Annotated in this window: 13 protein-coding genes and 2 pseudogenes; 4 read left to right on the forward strand and 11 right to left on the reverse strand. The window is 66.4% G+C overall.

Annotated features, from left to right (window positions below; genetic code table 11):
* Positions 1 to 39: 39 nt before the first annotated feature.
* Positions 40 to 555: pseudogene (locus tag ACSHXN_RS00680) on the forward strand (IS5 family transposase); the annotation flags it as partial.
* Between the two features lie 388 nt (positions 556 to 943).
* Here ACSHXN_RS00680 and ACSHXN_RS00685 read toward each other — a convergent pair.
* Complete coding sequence (locus ACSHXN_RS00685) at positions 944 to 1,732, reverse strand: SDR family NAD(P)-dependent oxidoreductase (RefSeq protein WP_356292791.1); 789 nt, start codon at positions 1,730 to 1,732, stop codon at positions 944 to 946.
* A 139-nt stretch (positions 1,733 to 1,871) separates the two neighbouring features.
* Here ACSHXN_RS00685 and ACSHXN_RS00690 point away from each other — a divergent pair, with 139 nt between their 5' ends.
* Positions 1,872 to 2,534, forward strand: coding sequence for a TetR/AcrR family transcriptional regulator (locus ACSHXN_RS00690; RefSeq protein WP_438302394.1), 663 nt, complete (start codon positions 1,872 to 1,874; stop codon positions 2,532 to 2,534).
* Positions 2,535 to 2,629: 95 nt separating this feature from the next.
* Here the strand turns inward: ACSHXN_RS00690 and ACSHXN_RS00695 are convergent, their stop codons facing one another.
* From ACSHXN_RS00695 to ACSHXN_RS00710, 4 genes and pseudogenes are all read right to left on the reverse strand, one after another.
* Complete coding sequence (locus ACSHXN_RS00695; protein WP_438306550.1) at positions 2,630 to 2,938, reverse strand: hypothetical protein; 309 nt, start codon at positions 2,936 to 2,938, stop codon at positions 2,630 to 2,632.
* Between the two features lie 37 nt (positions 2,939 to 2,975).
* Positions 2,976 to 3,560 (reverse strand): annotated as a pseudogene (locus ACSHXN_RS00700) (Tn3 family transposase); the annotation flags it as partial.
* Between the two features lie 15 nt (positions 3,561 to 3,575).
* Positions 3,576 to 4,508 carry a heme o synthase gene (locus ACSHXN_RS00705; protein WP_356111641.1) on the reverse strand — a complete coding sequence of 311 codons (933 nt, stop codon included), beginning with the start codon at positions 4,506 to 4,508 and terminating at the stop codon, positions 3,576 to 3,578.
* 402 nt (positions 4,509 to 4,910) lie between these two features.
* Positions 4,911 to 5,867: a GlxA family transcriptional regulator gene (locus tag ACSHXN_RS00710; protein WP_438302395.1), complete on the reverse strand. Its 957-nt coding sequence runs from the start codon at positions 5,865 to 5,867 to the stop codon at positions 4,911 to 4,913.
* A 21-nt stretch (positions 5,868 to 5,888) separates the two neighbouring features.
* Here ACSHXN_RS00710 and ACSHXN_RS00715 point away from each other — a divergent pair, with 21 nt between their 5' ends.
* Positions 5,889 to 7,286, forward strand: a complete 1,398-nt coding sequence (locus tag ACSHXN_RS00715; protein ID WP_438302396.1) for an MFS transporter — start codon at positions 5,889 to 5,891, stop codon at positions 7,284 to 7,286.
* Between the two features lie 57 nt (positions 7,287 to 7,343).
* Here the strand turns inward: ACSHXN_RS00715 and ACSHXN_RS00720 are convergent, their stop codons facing one another.
* Positions 7,344 to 7,736: a transposase domain-containing protein gene (locus ACSHXN_RS00720; RefSeq protein ID WP_438302397.1), complete on the reverse strand. Its 393-nt coding sequence runs from the start codon at positions 7,734 to 7,736 to the stop codon at positions 7,344 to 7,346.
* 423 nt (positions 7,737 to 8,159) lie between these two features.
* On the opposite strand from ACSHXN_RS00720, the gene ACSHXN_RS00725 reads away from it, so the two are divergent.
* Positions 8,160 to 10,040, forward strand: a complete 1,881-nt coding sequence (locus tag ACSHXN_RS00725; protein ID WP_438302398.1) for a DUF305 domain-containing protein — start codon at positions 8,160 to 8,162, stop codon at positions 10,038 to 10,040.
* Between the two features lie 69 nt (positions 10,041 to 10,109).
* On the opposite strand, the gene ACSHXN_RS00730 is transcribed toward ACSHXN_RS00725, so the two are convergent.
* The 5 genes from ACSHXN_RS00730 to ACSHXN_RS00750 all read right to left on the reverse strand — a co-directional run bounded on the left by ACSHXN_RS00730 (position 10,110) and on the right by ACSHXN_RS00750 (position 16,728).
* Positions 10,110 to 11,102 carry a L,D-transpeptidase gene (locus ACSHXN_RS00730; RefSeq protein ID WP_438302399.1) on the reverse strand — a complete coding sequence of 331 codons (993 nt, stop codon included), beginning with the start codon at positions 11,100 to 11,102 and terminating at the stop codon, positions 10,110 to 10,112.
* An 847-nt stretch (positions 11,103 to 11,949) separates the two neighbouring features.
* Positions 11,950 to 12,477 carry a DUF6584 family protein gene (locus tag ACSHXN_RS00735; protein WP_438302400.1) on the reverse strand — a complete coding sequence of 176 codons (528 nt, stop codon included), beginning with the start codon at positions 12,475 to 12,477 and terminating at the stop codon, positions 11,950 to 11,952.
* Positions 12,478 to 12,828: 351 nt separating this feature from the next.
* Positions 12,829 to 13,029 carry a hypothetical protein gene (locus ACSHXN_RS00740; protein WP_356292912.1) on the reverse strand — a complete coding sequence of 67 codons (201 nt, stop codon included), beginning with the start codon at positions 13,027 to 13,029 and terminating at the stop codon, positions 12,829 to 12,831.
* Positions 13,030 to 13,492: 463 nt separating this feature from the next.
* Positions 13,493 to 13,978, reverse strand: coding sequence for an NUDIX domain-containing protein (locus tag ACSHXN_RS00745; protein ID WP_438302401.1), 486 nt, complete (start codon positions 13,976 to 13,978; stop codon positions 13,493 to 13,495).
* A gap of 431 nt (positions 13,979 to 14,409) precedes the next feature.
* Positions 14,410 to 16,728, reverse strand: coding sequence for a GH92 family glycosyl hydrolase (locus tag ACSHXN_RS00750; protein ID WP_438302402.1), 2,319 nt, complete (start codon positions 16,726 to 16,728; stop codon positions 14,410 to 14,412).
* Positions 16,729 to 16,839 lie beyond the last annotated feature (111 nt).

A 16,839-nucleotide genomic window follows, 5' to 3' on the forward strand; every position in this document is an offset into this window, starting at 1 on the left:
CGGTCGATAGCTGACAAAGCGTCGGACAGTATCTCTGACGTGTCTGCCGATCTTGTTCCCGATGCTCTCTGGGAGCGCATAGCTCGGCTTCTGGCAGTCCGGCCTGTCTGACGCCATCGTCACCCTGGACGACTGCCGGTATCGGACCGCATCACACTGGCCGGCATCGTCTACGTGCTGTGCAAAGGAGTGGCCTGGGCGATGCGCCCGTCCAGGTCGTCGGCTGTTCAGGGGTGACCGCCTGGCGTCGGCTCCGGCACTGGACTGAGGCTGGCGCCTGGCCACGCTTGCAGGAGGTACTGCTGGCTGAGCTGCAAGAGGCCGGCCTGCTGGACATGGACGACGCCGCGATTGACGGCTCCCACGTCAGGGCGTTGAAAGGGGGGCTCACGTCGGCCCTTCGCCGGTCGATCGGGGCAGGCCGGGCAGCAAGCACCACCTGATCGTCGACCGGCACGGATACCGCTCACCGTCACCAGCGGCAACCGCCACGATGTCACCCAGCTTCTGCCGCTTCTGGACGCAATTCCGCCGATCCGGCGCCTGCACCGGCCGGCGAACGCGACCTGAAGGGACTGATACGCGGCGTCGCAAGCTCACTATCGGGCGTCCACGTGCACACCGAGGCTCCCGGCTCGTTTCCGATCCGGGAGCCTCGGTGTGCACGTGCATCCTGACGACATCGCCCTACATCCCGCAGTCGCCCTGCTCATCCATCAGGCCATCAGGGCCGACGCTGTGAGACACGTACCTGTGCGTCGAGCTGTAGCGACCGAGATCGCACTGCCATGACGTCCGGTCGCAGTCTGTTGGCCGAGTGCTGCATGCTCGGCAGTACGGGATGGTGCCGGATACTTCCGGGGCTCATGCTGTCTGGTCGTCGAACTGGCTTCGGTGGCCCTTGAACGCTCCAACTGCCGGCCGAGGCGGTTGAGGAGCACGTTCAGACGACCTTGGTGGCTCCCGCATCGACAAGCCAGTTCACGCCGATCGCGCTCGGCATGGTCGGAGACGCCAGCAGCAACACCGTCCGAGCGATCTCGGCGGGGTCGATCAGAGTCTCCGTGAGCATCCCGTTCTGCTTCGGCAGGCTCGCCACCAGCGTGTCGTGATCGACGCCCATCTTGCCGGCGACCTGTGCGATGTATCCGTCCTTGCCCGTCACCAGATTCGTGCGCGTCGCTGACGGCGACACGGCGTTGATACGTACACCGGCGGACGCCACACGCTCGGCGAGCTGCCGGGTGAAGGCGTTCAGGGCCGCCTTGGCAACGCTGTAGGGCATGGGCTCCCGGCCCGGCCGACGGGCGCTGTCGGAGCTGATGTTGACCACAGCGCCCCTGGCTTCGATGAGCGAGGGCAGGGCTGCTCGAATGGTCCGAACCGCCGTGTGGAGGTTGAGATCGAACCCTGCTGCCCAGACATCGTCTCCGCCCTCGAGCGGATCCCCGAACGCCTCGTCCGGCATGATGCCGCCGCCGACATTGTTGACCAGCACGTCGAGCCTGGGAACGTCGGCCAGAACGGCCTCGACCAGGCGCTGCGGACCGTCGATCGTGGAGAGGTCGGCAGAAACGAAAGTGGCTCCGGTGGCTTTGAGTTCGGGGGTGACGCTCCGCGCCGTCGCGGTCACCTCTGCGCCCTCCTCCTGAAACGCGCGAACGATCGCAAGGCCTATGCCCTTGCTGGCCCCTGTGACCAGTACGCGCTTTCCAACGAGCTGTAGATCCATCACGTACTCCCTGGTGAGACGACTCAAGCAGGGTAAGTGAAACATCGATGCCTCATTTCGTCAATAACCGAGGCATCGATGTCTCACTTACCGAAGTCAAGGGTAGGGTGACCCCGAAGACAAGAGAGGAGACGGCGGCATGGGCCCTTCCCGACGGATACGCGCTGACGCTGAACGCAACATGGCCCGCATTCTGGACGCAGCGGAGGAGGTGCTCGCAGTGGAACCCAACGCATCCCTGGAGCGGATCGCCGACGCCGCCGGGCTCGGCCGAGCCACCGTTCACCGCCGTTTCCCTTCTCGCACCGCACTGCTGGACGCCCTGGCGGAGCAGCTCACTCAGCGCTACCTACTCGGACTGGAAGAAGCGCGTGTGAAGACCGCGCCGCCCCTCATCGCGCTGTACCGTCTGACGCAAACCGTCTTCGCGCTGAAACTCAGCCATCGCTTCGCCATCCAGCTCACCGCAGCACTTACACCGGCCGTCCTGGACGGCCTTGACCTGCTCTTCGCTCGCCTGCGAGACGCAGGGACCATCACCGCCGCGGACGCCGCCTGGTGTCGGCGGGTCTATCTGGCCCTTCTCCACGAGGTCCACGACCTGCCCGCAGACTCTCCGGCCCTCACCTCATCGACCACGGCGGACGAGACGGAGACAAAGGTCGACCTCCTCATCCGAACGACACTCGGCGCGCTGGGCGGCTCCGCCGCACCCTGGGCACACCAAGCCCCCGACCCCATGGCCAAAACGTCCAACACCAATCCGCCCCCGCAGACCCTGGAAAACTCCGGGGGCGCCTGACCAGGAGACGGCACGGCGGTGGCGGCTCGCACGCTTGCGGCTATTGGACCCTTTCGAGTTACGTGAGCAAGGACGACTCAACCCTGGAATCTCCTTCAGCTCGCTCGCCTCGGGGCCGTTGCGGTAGATGTGCGACGCGTCTCCGGCGAAGGCGAGCCGGTCGCCGGGGTGCAGGTCGGTGGGGAGTTGGCAGCGCCGGAGATGAGGTGGCCGGAGGAGACGAGCAGGTGCTCAACGGTGCCGGTGGCGTGCGGCACACCGTCCAGATGTGTTTCCGGGGGCATGCGCAGCCGCCCGAACTCGAGGCTGTTGCCGCTGCTGATGCGGCGCAGCAGTTCGCGTCCCACTTCTCCGTCGGCCAGGTCGGTGCCGGACCGATAACGAACGGCTGAGGATCTGCGCATGTGAGCCGTATCGCCCGATGCCTGCATGATCCGGCCGTAAGTTCAGGGTTTTGGCGATCCGCCCGTACTCGGTGAAAGCCTGACCCAGCGGGGCCGCCGCCTCACACGGTCGAACCCCCGCAGCAGGTTGTGCGCGCGAATCCGCCCTGTCACCAGCGAGCCGGGCGTCCGCAGCATGTCCGGCCGGTGAGTGGTGGCCTTGTTCAGGTTCACCTCGTTGCGGGCCAGCCCTCCAGCGGTCCATAGCCACCGGTCTCCACACCCGGCACTTGCGCCCGCCAGAACCGCTGGTCGTTCAGGTCCTTGAAGCGCGACGAGAAATTGCAGCCCAGCGTCGTGAACAGCCCGAACACCATGCCGGTGCACGAGGCGTTGTCGGTGGCGACCATCTCCGGCTTCACCCCGACGTCCAGGTCCAGCAACGAGTCCAGGATCTGCAGGGAGTCGCGCGGGGTGCCCGGCACGACCATCTACCCGATGCCGGCGACCTCGTCGTTCCGGGCGTTGAACCAGGTGATGCCACGTGTGAAGTGGTAGCACTTCGGCGAGGGGCCCGGCGCTGGTAGTCCGCTTCGGCATCCACGAGCCGGAGCCCGTCGGCCGAGGCCGGCAGCCCCTCGCCATTGGATTCCTCGGCTCAGAGCGTCAGATGAAGCAAGGGGTCTACGGCCACCGCGACGAAGACGAGGGCGAGATAGGTGATCGAGCTGCGGAATACGTGCATCGGCCGATCACCCGCCGCGTCGGATGTCCGGGTTTGCCAATAGAAGCGGCAGGCGTCGTAGAGGAACCAGCTGCCCGACGCGACGATGACCACTGAATACAGCAGTCCCATCCCGCCGACCGGAATGAGCACCATCGAGCACAGCACCGTCGCGAACGCATAGATGGCCACCCGGGCGGCGACGTGGCGTGTGCCCCGCGTGGCTCCGAGCATCGGTATGTTCGCGGCGCGGTAGTCGTCGCGGTAGTTCACTGAAAGCGGCCAGTAGTGGGCGGGTGTCCAGAGAAAGACCAACACGAAGAGCACCACCGCCGGCCAGGAGAGCGCGTCGGTCACCGCACTCCACCCGATGAGCACGGGAAAGCAACCCGCGATTCCTCCCCAGACGATGTTCTGCTCAGTCCGGCGCTTGAGCAGCACCGTGTACACCACCACATAGAAGAAGATCGCGAACGCGGACAACGCAGCCGACAGCGGATTGACCGTGATGAGGAACCACGCAGTCGATGCGGCGGCGAGAGCCCACGCGAAGGCAAGCCCTGCGCGAGGCGACACCTCACCGGTCACGAGAGGGCGCTTCGCTGTCCGCCTCATCCGCGCGTCCACATCCCGGTCGAGATACATGTTGAACGCCGCGGCCGAGCCTCCGCTGAGTATCCCGCCAGTCACGGTCGCGGCAATCAGCCACAGATCGGGAACCCCTCGCTGCGCAAGCACCATCACGGGAGCTGTCGTCAGGAGCAGCAGTTCCAAGACGCGCGGCTTCATGAGCTCCACGTAGGCCCAGATCCGGCGGAGAAGAGGGCGACGGCCTATGAGTGCCGGCCGCCCTGCGAGTTCGTGCATCTGATTCGACCCTTCGTGCATGCCTCTTCATAGAAGCGACTTGCAGTCTAGCTGCAAGCTGAGCCGCCACCCGCACGCGTGGTCACGACCTCCCGTCATGAGGGACTGCGCAAGGCAACGGGCAGCGGAGGGACGGCAGATGGATGCGGGACCACCGCTTGGCGACGGGAGGCACTGCCGCGCTGGAGCCGACGCGATCCACGGCATCGGCGGCGGCCGCAGCCGGCTCGGCCGTTGAAGGCAGGACACCGACGCGAGTGGCATTACTCACTGCTCACGAAGCGGCAACGGTTCCCGGCGATCTGCCCGCTGCTTTCCATCGAGCCCCTGTGGTGTGGGCCGACGCCCCTGGCTGTGTGCGGGCTTGTACGACGGCACCCGCAGAGCGCCGGGAGCTCCCGCTCACGGGGTCAGAATCGTCCGGCCGGAGAAGGCGGCCCGGTACTCGGACGGCGACACATCGAGGATCCTCCGAAAATGCAGGCGGAGGTTGGATCCGGTTCCCAATCCGACGCGCTCGGCGATCTGGTCGACCGAGAGTTTTGTGGATTCCAGGAGGGCTCGGGCAGCGTCAACTCGCGCGCGGAGGACCCACTGCAGCGGCGTGTCGCCGGTCTCCTCGGCGAAGCGGCGCATGAAGGTGCGCAGTGACATCCGCGCGTGCGTCGCGAGATCGGTGACTGTGAGCGGTTCGTGGAGCCGAGTCAGCGCCCATTCTCGGGTCGCCGCGAGCGTATCTCCATGCGGTACCGGGCTGCTTCGGGGAAGGTACTGAGCCTGGCCGCCGCTGCGATAGGGCGCCGTCACCAGACGGCGGGCGACGTCGTTCGCCACGCTCACGCCGAGGTCGCGCCGGACGATGTGAAGGCACAGGTCGATGCCCGCCGCGACCCCGGCTGATGTGAGGACCGAACCCTCGTCGACGAACAGAACATTGGGCTCCACCACGATGTCCGGATGGCGTAGCGCCAGCATCTCCGCCGCGTCCCAATGCGTTGTCGCACGCCGCCCTTCCAGTAGACCTGCGTCGGCCAGGGCGAACGCGCCGTAGCAGATCGATGCGATGCGGGCTCCTCTTGAATGCGCCCTGCGAAGCGCTGCGTGCACTGCGGCCGGGATCGGTCGGCCGGCCGGCGCATAGCCGGGGATGATGATGGTGTCCGCCTCGGTCAGCACGTCGAGCCCCTGCGGCACCGTGAACCCGAAGCCTTCACTGGATGGCACCGTTCCCGCAGCGACTCCGCACACTGTCAGCTCGTACGGGAGCCCGTTACGCGGATGGAACACCTGGGTCGGGATGCCGACGTCGAGCGGGAGCGCCCCATCCAGCACGAGCACCATCACCTGGTGCGAACTCATCGTCGTCCATCTCCTCAGCCCGTGGCGATCAATCTGCTGCGGCAGGATCCTCGCACATATTGGCATTCTTGCCACTGGAGGGTGTCGTCCGATCACTCGACACTGAGTGGGCCGGCCAGTCGGGCGGTCCTACGTCGAGTGGGTAGGAGTTCCATGCCGCGTCCAACGGTGCCGCCAGTCGTTGCCTTCGCTTCCTCGGCTATCGCGTTCATGACAGTGATGGCCGCAGCGGGAGCACCGAGCGCCCTGCTGGTCGTCTACCAGCAGCACTGGCATTTTTCCGACAGCGAGTTGACGGTCGCATTCGCGATGTACGCCCTCGCGCTCCTGCTCGCGCTCCTCGGCATCGGTTCCCTGTCGGATCGAATCGGTCGCCGTCCGGTACTCGTCGCGGCCCTCGCACTCCAGGCGGTCGCGATGGTGGTGTTCCTGATCGCCCCGAACATCGGCGTCATCATCGTCGCGAGGGCGCTGCAGGGCTTCGCGACGGGTGCGGCCACGAGCGCGTTCAGCGCCTACATCGCCGAGGTCGCACCGGCTGCGCGGAAGAAGATCGCAGCACTGATTGTGAGCATCGCATCCGTCGCCGGTCTCGGCATCGGTGTCGTCCTCACCGGCGTCGCCATCCAGTTCGCGGCAGCACCCGCCGCGGTCGTGTTCGGAGCCGCACTCGCGATCTTCGGGATCGCCATCGTCGTCACAGCGGCCTCGCCTGAAACGGTCGGCGGGCGTCAAGGGATCGGCGACACCCTCGTGCCACGCATCGGCGTTCCATCCGCAGCGCGGACCGAGTTCGCTCGCACCGCCCCGGGGATGATCGGGATCTGGATGTCGGCCGGGCTGGTCCTCGGCCTCGGGGCGTCGATCGTCCATCAAGCCCTGCACATCACCAGCGGAGCCGCCCTCGGCCTGGTCGTCGCCGCTCAGCCCCTGGCTGCGGCCGTCTCCGTGCTCGTACTTGGCCCGCTGATGCCGCCGCGGTGGTTCATGCCGGCCGGATATGTGGCCGTTCTCGCCGGTGTGCCGCTGGAGGCGTGCTCGTTCGCGGCGGGCCTCGCATCGCTCATCATCTGCGGCGCGATCGTCACCGGCCTCGGCTTCGGCGCCGTCTTTTCCAGTACCCTCGGGGTCCTTGTTCCGCTGACGCGCTCACAGGAACGCGCGAAGCTGTTCTCCGCCGTCTATGTCGTCGCCTATCTCGCGTACGGCATCCCCACGATTGCGGCCGGATTCCTCAGTGACGCCATCGGTTTGGTGCCCGCAGCAATCGTCTACGCCGCCGTAACAGTCGCCATCACAGCCGTTGGACTCATCGTCTCCCTCACCCGAACGGGGTCGACGTCGGGGGACGCTCTGTCCGTTCACACGCAAGAAGCACGAGCGCACGATGTGCGAGCGTCCACATCCGGCACGGGCTGAATGGTGGTGCAGAAGGTCGTGTTTTTGCAGGTCGGATGACAACCATGGCTGTTCTGATCACGTGGCCGGGGAGGTGTGCGACGGCCTGGACTGCGTGGCGAGGGCCGTCGCCGTGCTGCCGGCAGTCGCGGAGGACCAACGCAGCGATTCAGAGCCCAGCCGCTCCAGAGCCCTGAGCAGCGAGGGCTTTGCCGGAGCACGCCAGTTGCCCCGCAGCCCCACACTCCGCGGCCCCTCGACGAGGTGCCGCATCACTTCCCGATACGGAGCAGGCGAGAACAGGGCCGGCCCCCATACGAAGTACATCATCAGCCGCACGGGAAGCAGCCGCCAGCGCTGCCCAGAACGCCCGCGCGCGGCAACCACCCGATCCATCAAGCCCGGCGGATACACCCAGGTCAACAAGCCGAGACCCGGTGAGTCTGACGCACTCGCAGCCAGTCGAACCACCCCCGGGACCCACTCCAAAGGTGATTACGCCCACGGCAAAGGGAACGGCATTTGCACCTGAACCTTGAAGACAATTGCTTCGATCAGCCCCCCGTGGTCACGCGACCGGCTGGGGTCCGATCCGGGAGCAGAGTCAGGGACCGAGTCGCCGCGCGCCAGGCCCAGGCCGTGAAACAGCGGCGGCCGAAGCGGCCGCCAGACGCGCTTCGTGCGCCTCCCACCGTCCGAGGCCGCTCACGACCCTGCGCTGTGAGCGGATCCTCTCCCCCGCCACCCCGACGCGCCTCTCGACGGCATGAACGCCGTCACCCCTCTGCACGTCAAAAAGTGACAACGCTCTGCCTGGTCAAAAGACTGGCGTCCAGGCGCATGCCGTGGGGACCCAGGCCCTCATCCGATCGGCGGCGGAGCCAGGGAGGCTACATGGCACCCAGAACACACCGTCGACTCCGCCTCACCGGTATCGCCGGAGCCATGGTGCTGGGCCTGATCGCCTGCCAATCCGACACCGGCTCGACCCATCCGCATATGGGTCACGCGGACACGACGTCTTTCTCCCAAGAGATGAATCAGAGCATGCAGGCCATGACAAAGGCCATGGCCGGCTCTTCCATGACCGGCGATCCCGACCACGACTTCGCGGCGATGATGGTGCCCCATCACCAGGGAGCCATCGCCATGGCCAAAGCGGTCCTGGAACACGGCAAGGATCCTGTCCTACGACGGCTGGCACAGGAAATCATCGTCACCCAGCAGCAAGAAATCGCCGTGATGGAGGGCCGGCTGTCGGCGAAGTCCGCATCTCCCCAGAAGGCATCTCTACCAGGCACACCGTCGGGGGCGCAGCGACGGTCGTCGACCGACCCCGCAGATCCGGACATCCCCATATCCAGCCAGGACCGCGTCTACACCTCCGACCAGACGTCCAACACCGTATCCGTGATCAACCCCGCCACGAACCGCCTCCTCGGAGTCATCCGCCTCGGCGATCCAGTACCCGGCTCACTCAGCCCGCTGTACAAGAACCAACTGCTGGTCCACGGCGGCGGCTTCTCCCCCGATCACCGGACGCTGGCCACCGTCTCCATCGGCTCCAACTCGGTCACCCTCATCGACACCGCCACCAACAAGGTCAAGGGCGTCGTGTACATCGGCCGGTCGCCGCACGAGGCGTTCTTCACGCCCGACGGCAAAGAGTTGTGGGCCACCGTTCGGGGCGAGAACTATGTGTCGGTGATCGATCCCGTACGGATGCGGGAGAAACGCCGCGTCACGACCGCCAACGGACCGGGCATGGTGCTGTTCCGCCCGGACGGCAAGTATGGCTTCGTTCCCTCGAGTTTCACCCCCGAGGTCGACGTCGTCGACACCAAGACCTACCGTGTCGTGGCCCGAGTGCCGCAAGCCAGCCCCTTCTCGCCGAACCTGGCGGTGAGCCGGGACGGCAGTGAGGTGTGGTTCACCCTCAAGGACAGCGGCAAGACCCAGATCATGAGCACCCGGCCGCCCTTCCGGATCCTCTCCACGATCGACAGCGGACCGATCACCAACCATGTCGCCCTCGTCGACAACACCGCCGGAAAGTTCGCCTACGTGACAGTGGGCGGGGAGAACGTCATCAAGGTCTACCGACGCGCTGGCACACCCAACCTGGTGGCCACCATCCCCACCGGCGATCTACCGCACGGGATCTGGGGCTCCGGTGACGGCACGCGCGTCTACGTCGGGCTGGAGAACCAGGATGCGGTCGTCGCCGTCAACACCCTCACGAACAAGGTGATCGCGACCATCCCGGTGGGCCAGCAACCGCAGCAGTTGCTCTACGTGCCTCGCGCCGTTCCCAGTGGCACTGGGACCGCCAACCTCGAGCCGCTCGGGGTCGCCGGCAAAGCAGGCCACCTCACCCTGTCCCCGCCCAAGGACAGCGGCGAGCACGCTCACGCCACCGTCTCGGTGAACGCACTCGGCGCCCTGGACCTCCTCCAGGTCGCGGCCACCGGACTGAAACCCGGCAAGAACTACACCCTTTGGCTCACCGAAAAGCGCACTGCCCCCTACGGCCGCAAGCAGGCGCTCACCATGGTCACCGCCAACGCCGCGGGAGCACAGATCGGTCAGGCCATCGGGCTCCTGCGCGAAGTACTCACGCCGCCGGAATCCACAGCGCCGATGCCGGACCAGCGGTACCTGATCATCACACCTGCGGGCAGCGGTACCGCTGTGGCCGTTCAGGACCAGTTCCAGCCCATGCCGCGCCCAGAAGGCCCCTCCCCCGAGCCCGCACCCGCCGCGGGCGGCTCCTGATCGGCGTCCGGCCGCCCCTGCATGGCAGACGTCTGCCGGCTGACGGGCGCCGTCACCCACCGCACCGCATCACAGCGTCGCGGTCGTCCCCGTCCCGGACGCGCTGCCCGCGAGCCACTGGTCCCATCCCAGGTTGAAGTCGGCGTACCCGTTGTCGGCCGGAGCCTTTGCGCGGGGCGAGCCGGTGATGGTGACGGGGTCGCCCTGCTTGACCTGGCCGTAGAACCACTTGGCGTCCGACAGGGACAGGTGGACGCAACCGTGCGAGCCGCGGGCGCTACCGCTGCCCGGAGTGGGGTCGCCGGTCGAATAGTGCACATATGTGCCGGACTGGGTCAGGTGGACGTCCCAGGGCAGCGTCAGGTCGTAGTAGTTGGGATTGCCCTTGTCGCAACTGATGCCGACGCTGCAGGAGGTCATGTGGACCTTCTCCTGCTTGTCGATGACGGCCATTGTGCCGTTCCACGTCGGAAACTCAGCGCTACCCGCGTTGATCGACAGGGTGCGCACCACCTGGCCGTTCCGGGTCACCTTCATCGTGTGGTTGCCCACCGAGACATCTGCGCGCACGTCGTCGCCGATCGTGAAGGTGTGCGTGTAGCTGTGCACGCCGTAACGTCCGTTGCCGTTGCTGACACCCTCCATATCAGCGTCGATCTTCACCTTCGTGCCCGAGGGCCAGAACGTCTTCGGCCGCCAGTCCGCTCGCTTGTCACCGAACCAGTGCCAGGCTCCGTCCACGGGCTGCGAGGCGCTCACCTTCAGGTGCTTCTCCACCGTGGCCCGTGCCTTCGCCGCCACCGGGTTCGTGAAGACCACGGAGATCGGCATGGCCACGCCTACCGTGGTTCCGGTCTGCGGGGTGATCGTCTCGAGCAGCATCGGGGGGCCGGCCGGCTTCGATTTCGTAGGTGACGGAGACGCGCTCGTGGTCGGTCTGTCTGAGGCCTTTGCGTCGCCCCCGCTCGCCTTCTCGCTGCCGCCCGTGCCGCATGCACTCGCGCCCAGAAGTACCACACCCGTGACCAGTGCGATCCCTATGCCACCCTTGCGCCGTCCCATGACCTGCCCCGCGCTCGCTCTTCAGCCCTGACGGGCCCGACTCCTTGTCAGACAACGAAGGAGTGCTGAGTAGTTGCATGCTTCGCGTAAAGCATGTACCAAGAACCGATACAGACCGCACAGGTCGAGGAGAACGCCGGCGGTTCGACCGTCGCCTCCCGTCGTCGCCTCCCGTCGTTGAAGCGGGGTCAGAGCGTTGAGATCAGCATCACCGCTGCCCGTGAAACCCGCTTCGGCGATTCAGGTCGGAAGGCGCCCGACGGCCCCGCACCAGCAACAGATCCTCCGCAGTGGCACGGAGCACGGTCACCGGGTCCCCAGGACCGCACGTCCAACTTGCTCCGGCGCGCGTTGCCTCATCGGAACGAACGGCACGGCGCCCCGTCCTTGCCTGCATCCGCGTCGGCACCGCCTCCCGGTCGGGCCCTGCGCCTTGGTCTCGTCACCCCCCAGCTGCGGTGCTGCACGAACAGTCGACGTCGGCAATAACCCGGTCACCGGTTTCCCTTCGACCACTCTGGAGGAGGCCGTAGAGGTGGTCCCCTGGTCGGACGGTCTGATCGCGGTCACTCCGGTCTTCTCCCCTCGTACAGCGTGCACGTCAAGTCGTACTTCGACGTCATCGTCGGCATCACCCTCACAGGCAAGGCCGTGCTCGCCGTCGCACGGCCCACCACTCGCCGGCGGTGGATCACGCGCTGCGTCTGCTCTTCGCCGTCCTGCGCGCGATCGCCGTACCCACGACGGTCAACGTGGACTCCGAGAGCTGCGGCAGCACCCGTTCACGGCAGTTCTTAACGGTCTACCGAGCTTTGCACGGCGCCCCACGCGACCCACGCGGCCCACGTCAGTCGAAGAGAGCAACCACTCCATTCACCCAGATCGCAAGGAACGCGAGGGCCCCCACCAGGCAGCCGAGGCCCGCCAGCGCACCGCCTACCGACCGCGGTTCGGAGGGCGCCTCGTATTCCTCCTCCAGGCCGTCCCGGTAGGAGGCGAGGTCCTCCCAGTCGACGGCGTGCCCCAGCTGCTCGGCGCAGGCGGTTCGCAGCGCAGCCAGCTGCCCCTCCGCGAAGGCGGTGGCGGCCATGGACTCCGGGCCGTGCCAGGCGAGGGCCTTCATCCGCCACGCGGGAGACCCATACCGCACCGTGAAGGCGGCGGTCTCATCGGAATTGCGGTCCTCTTCAAGGTACATCCAGCGTCCAGCCTCGGCGGCGTCGCCGTAGAGCCGGTACACCTCGGCCAGACGCCGACGGAGCGTCAGGTCGTACGGGAAGGACGAGACGAGACCGCGCAGACGCTGGCGCGCGACGGGAACCCTGCCGGCGGCCAGGTCTGCATCGACTCGGGCAAGGGTCTCTCTCAGGGGCATGAACGCATGATCGGGTACTGCAATGATCCACGTCGACCTGGTTTTGTAGACAGCACTCGCTCGCTCTCAACGGGGCCGGCTGAACCTCACTGAGACGGGACACGGCCACTTACGGGACGCTCTGTCGAGTGCGGCGCTCAGGGCGACAGCCGAAGGGGGTTCTGGAAGCCTTCGGTAGACGGCGTCGCCTGCTCCTAGCTTCTTGTGTCGCCAAATCTGCGATCCTCCCCCTGCTCTTGGCCCGGTGGTATCGATAACCGGAGCGAGTAGGGAGACTCGTCGACAAGGCTTGACGCCACGGCACGTGGCTGTCTGCTATCGACTGGACGGTGGGAAGGCCACCAACTCCCACTATGGGATGGTGTCCAGGAACGGACGCCCGTGCTCGTGCATCGCCTGGATGGCCTGCTCGTATTCGGCCTCGTCTTCGAGGAGAAGCGCCATCCGTGTGTGGAGGTTGTAGATGGTGCCCAGTCCGTGGTCGGACATGATGACGACCCAGCCGTCCTCGGTCCCGTTCCACAGGTAGTCCAGGCTCTCGGATCCGTCCATCTCGGCGTCACCCCGTACTTGGTGAAGGTGGCAACTATGCCGCCATCCCCGATCGGGATGATGTACGACGAGCGCATGGGAGATCCTCCCTTTTCGAGGGCGACTCCAGTTGCTTTCTGCCTGCCGGGCACAGATGAGGGCTTCCTCCGGGTCCATGTGTTTGACGAGGATGCTACCCGCCTGCATACCTACTCGAACTCGGTCGTAGATGCCAGAGAAGAGGAATCACCGGCCGCCGGTTCCCTTGGGCTCGGGGCCCAGCTTGGAGACCACACCGACCCCTTGGCATCTCTGCACGCGGCATCACCCTGGCGCTGCTGTGGCCCGGCAAGGTATCGCCACCCGATACGACAAGGCTCCGAACAGCTACCTCGTCGGTTCCGCCTACGCGCCTCGAGGACGTGGCTCAACTACCTCGCCCACGCGCCCATTGATCACCAGTCGACACGCGTGCGACGACCCCCTACAGGCCCTCGAGGTAGGCGACGGTCCCCGTTTCCCGTGCGGTGTGGATCGCTTCGAGCCGCTTGAAGTTGACTGGCGTCATCTCCCCACGCCACTCGTCGACCGTCGCCACCCGCCATTCGGTGTGCTCGTCGGTGAGGCGCACTCGGGCGAGCTGGGCGTCGCTGAGCTCGCCGCCGTCGAAAATGAACCCGATGTGATTCGCGGGCCAATGTTCTCGCTGGGGCACAAAGTGGACGCCCAGGAGACGCTGCATCCCCTGGAAGTTGATGCCCGTCTCTTCCAGGCACTCGCGCCGAGCACCGTCCCAGGGTGTTTCACCGCGTTCCAGGTTGCCGCCCGCCCACTGCCACACGTCCCCCTTGTTGTGGGAGCGAAGTTGGAAGGGACGGCCGGCGATGTCGGTGAAGTAGATGCAGGCGTAGGACGTGGCCCGGGCGATGGTCTCGATGTACTGCTCGGGTGGGAGCCACGCGTTCGTCATTCTGGCGTCCTCTCGGGAAGGAAGTCCGCGACCTCGAGCTTGACCCGGACAGTCAAGCACGCGGCACTTGACAGGCTGCGTAGCTGTGTCTTGGAGTTGGGCATCCCAGCCAGGTGCGACGCTTGACTCTCCGTAGATCGACTGCGGACAGCCGGATGCGGCGAGTGGTTCGTCGGCTGCAGCGGCGGATGGACTCTCCTTTGACGAAGGCCTGACAGCCCCGATGTATCGCCTCTCGTTGAGATTCCCTGGAAATGGCAAGTTGGTCACCTACCGCCTTGGCAGCCCCGCAGCCACGGCGGGTCGGTCCCTGCCCAGGACGGCACGTTGCCGGGCAGAGCAGGGCCGACCTGGCGGCCCTGCCCCTGCCGAGGCCGCTGTCTCTCCCCCCCCGGTGCGCAGCCGAAGTTGCCGAGCAGCCGTCGGTAGACTCAGATGCCGGACGGGGGCATCCACCTCGGGGCGCTGCCCCACTCCTTGTTCGGTTCCGGGCCCATGTCGAGGACGAGGCGGCCTCCGGCCATGATTTCCTCGTGCCGAAGCCACGCGCGGTGCAGGGGCTTTCCGTCGAGCGTTGCCGACTGCACGTAGTCGTTTACATCAGAGTTGTGCCGACTCTGGATGGTGAAGCGGGTGCCGCGACTTGTGGTGAAGGTGACCTCGTCGAAGAGCGGGCTGCCCAAGGCGTAGATGCCGCTGGCCGGCGCCACGGGATAGAAGCCTGCGGCGGCAAGCACGTACCAGGCGGACATTTGTCCGCAGTCGTCGTTTCCGGCGAGGCCCGCCGGGCCGGTCCCATAGGCATGCCGGCACACGTACCGGGACCACTTCTGCGTCAGCCATGGCGCTCCCGCGTGGACGAAGAGGAACGCCATGTGGTGGACGGGTTCGTTGGAGTGGTTGTACTTGTCGTTCCACCGCATCATGTCCTCGGGCGGTGTCTGCTCGAAGATCGTATTGAGGCGGTTGATGAACGTCTCGCGGCCACCGAGCAGTTCGATCAGTCCAGGCACGTCATGCGGTACGAACCAGCCCTGTTGATCCGGGTTGGACTCCACGCAGCCTTCCTGATCGCCCATCCAGCTGCCGTCTGCGTTGCGTCCGCGGAACCAGCCCGCCTCCGGGCTGAACACGTTGCGGTAGTTCCGGGACGTGCGCAACAGTTCCCTTGCGTCGGCGCGGCGTCCTGTGGCTTGGGCGAAGCGGGCCAAGGCGTAGTCGGAGTAGCTGTTCTCCAGGGTCTCGGACAGGCTGGTGTTCACGCACCAGCCAAGTTCCTTCCAGTTCGCGTAGTCGTTGCGGTTGGAGCGCTCGATGGGTCCCAGTGCCACATCGCGGCAGCGGCGGTAGGCAGTATCGGCGTCGAATCCCCGAACACCCTTGAGGTACGCCTCGGCTATGACATTGATCGCGGGGTCGCCAATCATCGTGTCGGTATCGGTCCCCAGCAACTCCCAGCGGGCCAGGCCCTTGACCTTGCCGGAGGACGTGAGCTCCAGCAGCGTGTTGACGGTGTCGGACACGACTTGCTCGTCGATGATGGTGAGCAGCGGCATCTGGGCGCGGAAGACGTCCCATCCGCTGAAGACCGTTCGCCGCGCGAAGCCGCGTTGGCGCTCGGGGCCCTGCGCATCGTCCCGGATTCTCGGGTCCAGCATGGTCCGGTAGAGCGCGGAGTAGAAGATCTCCCGTTGCGTGTCGGTGCCGCCAGTGGCCTTGACGCGTCCGATCGCACGGGCCCAGGTGGCGCGGGCTCGGGCGCGTAGCCCATCGAAGTCCCAGCCGGGCAGGCTCGCCGCCAGGTTGCCGCGTGCACCGGCCACGCTCTCGAACGACACGCCGGCCTTGACCAGTATGTGCTCGCCTGCTGCGACAGGGAACTCCACGAAGAAGCCCGCGCTGTCACTCGCGGTGTGTCGCTCGTGCGCCTGCCGGTCGACATCGTCCTTGTCCCAGGTGCCGAAGACCCGTATCGGCCTGTGGAAGCGCATCGAGAAGTGCACCTCGTACACCGGGCCGTTGCCGCAGATCCAACCGCCCCCGGAGCGGTCGGCGGTCATGGAGCCCTCGATGGTGTGGTCATCGACCAGACGCACGTACTGAGTCACGGTGTGTGTGCCGTCGAAGCCGATCCGGCGCGCCAGATCGACCTTGATTCGGCCGGTGCCCGCGTCCTGGAAGGTGAACCGCAGGATTCCGGCCCGCTCGGCGGCGGTGAGTTCCGCCCGAACCTTGTAACGGCCGAGTTCGACGCTGTAGTAGCCCGCCTCGGCAGTCTCGGTGGCCTTCTCGAAGGGGCTCTTGGCTGCGTCGCGGCCGGTCACGAGTTCCCCGGTCTGCGGCATGACTTGAAGCTGGCCCAGGTCCCCGTAGCAGCCGATGCCGCTCAGGTGGAGGAAGCTGAAGCCCTCGATGGTGGTCATGTCCGCGGAATAGCCACTGCCGTTGTCCCCACCGCTGACGGTGTCGGGGCTCAACTGCACCAGCCCGAACGGCACCACAGCGCCCGGAAAGGTCTTGCCGCAAGCGGTGTCCGGGGAGGTGGTGAGCGCCCCCGTCAGCGGATTCACCCAGTCGACATCCGGCCGCGCCGCAGCAGCCGGCAACCCGGTGGACGTCACGGGCATGACCGTGGTTCCGTCGGCTGCCCCTTCCGGTGTCGGAATGCGTGGTGACGCGACTGCGGCACCCGATGCGGCCAGGAAGCCCCGGCGGCTGAACGCGCCGCCCTGCCCGGTCTGTTCACTCATGGCAAAGATCCTCCAGTTACCTGATGCAATGGACCCGCGCGGGAGCAGTACGACAGGTGAGTGCCCGCGCGCCCGAGCATGGCGGAGGGCCCGGCGCGGCCGAGCGCTGGG

The sequence above is a fragment of the Streptomyces sp. HUAS TT11 genome (assembly GCF_051553595.1).
Lineage (GTDB): Bacteria > Actinomycetota > Actinomycetes > Streptomycetales > Streptomycetaceae > Streptomyces.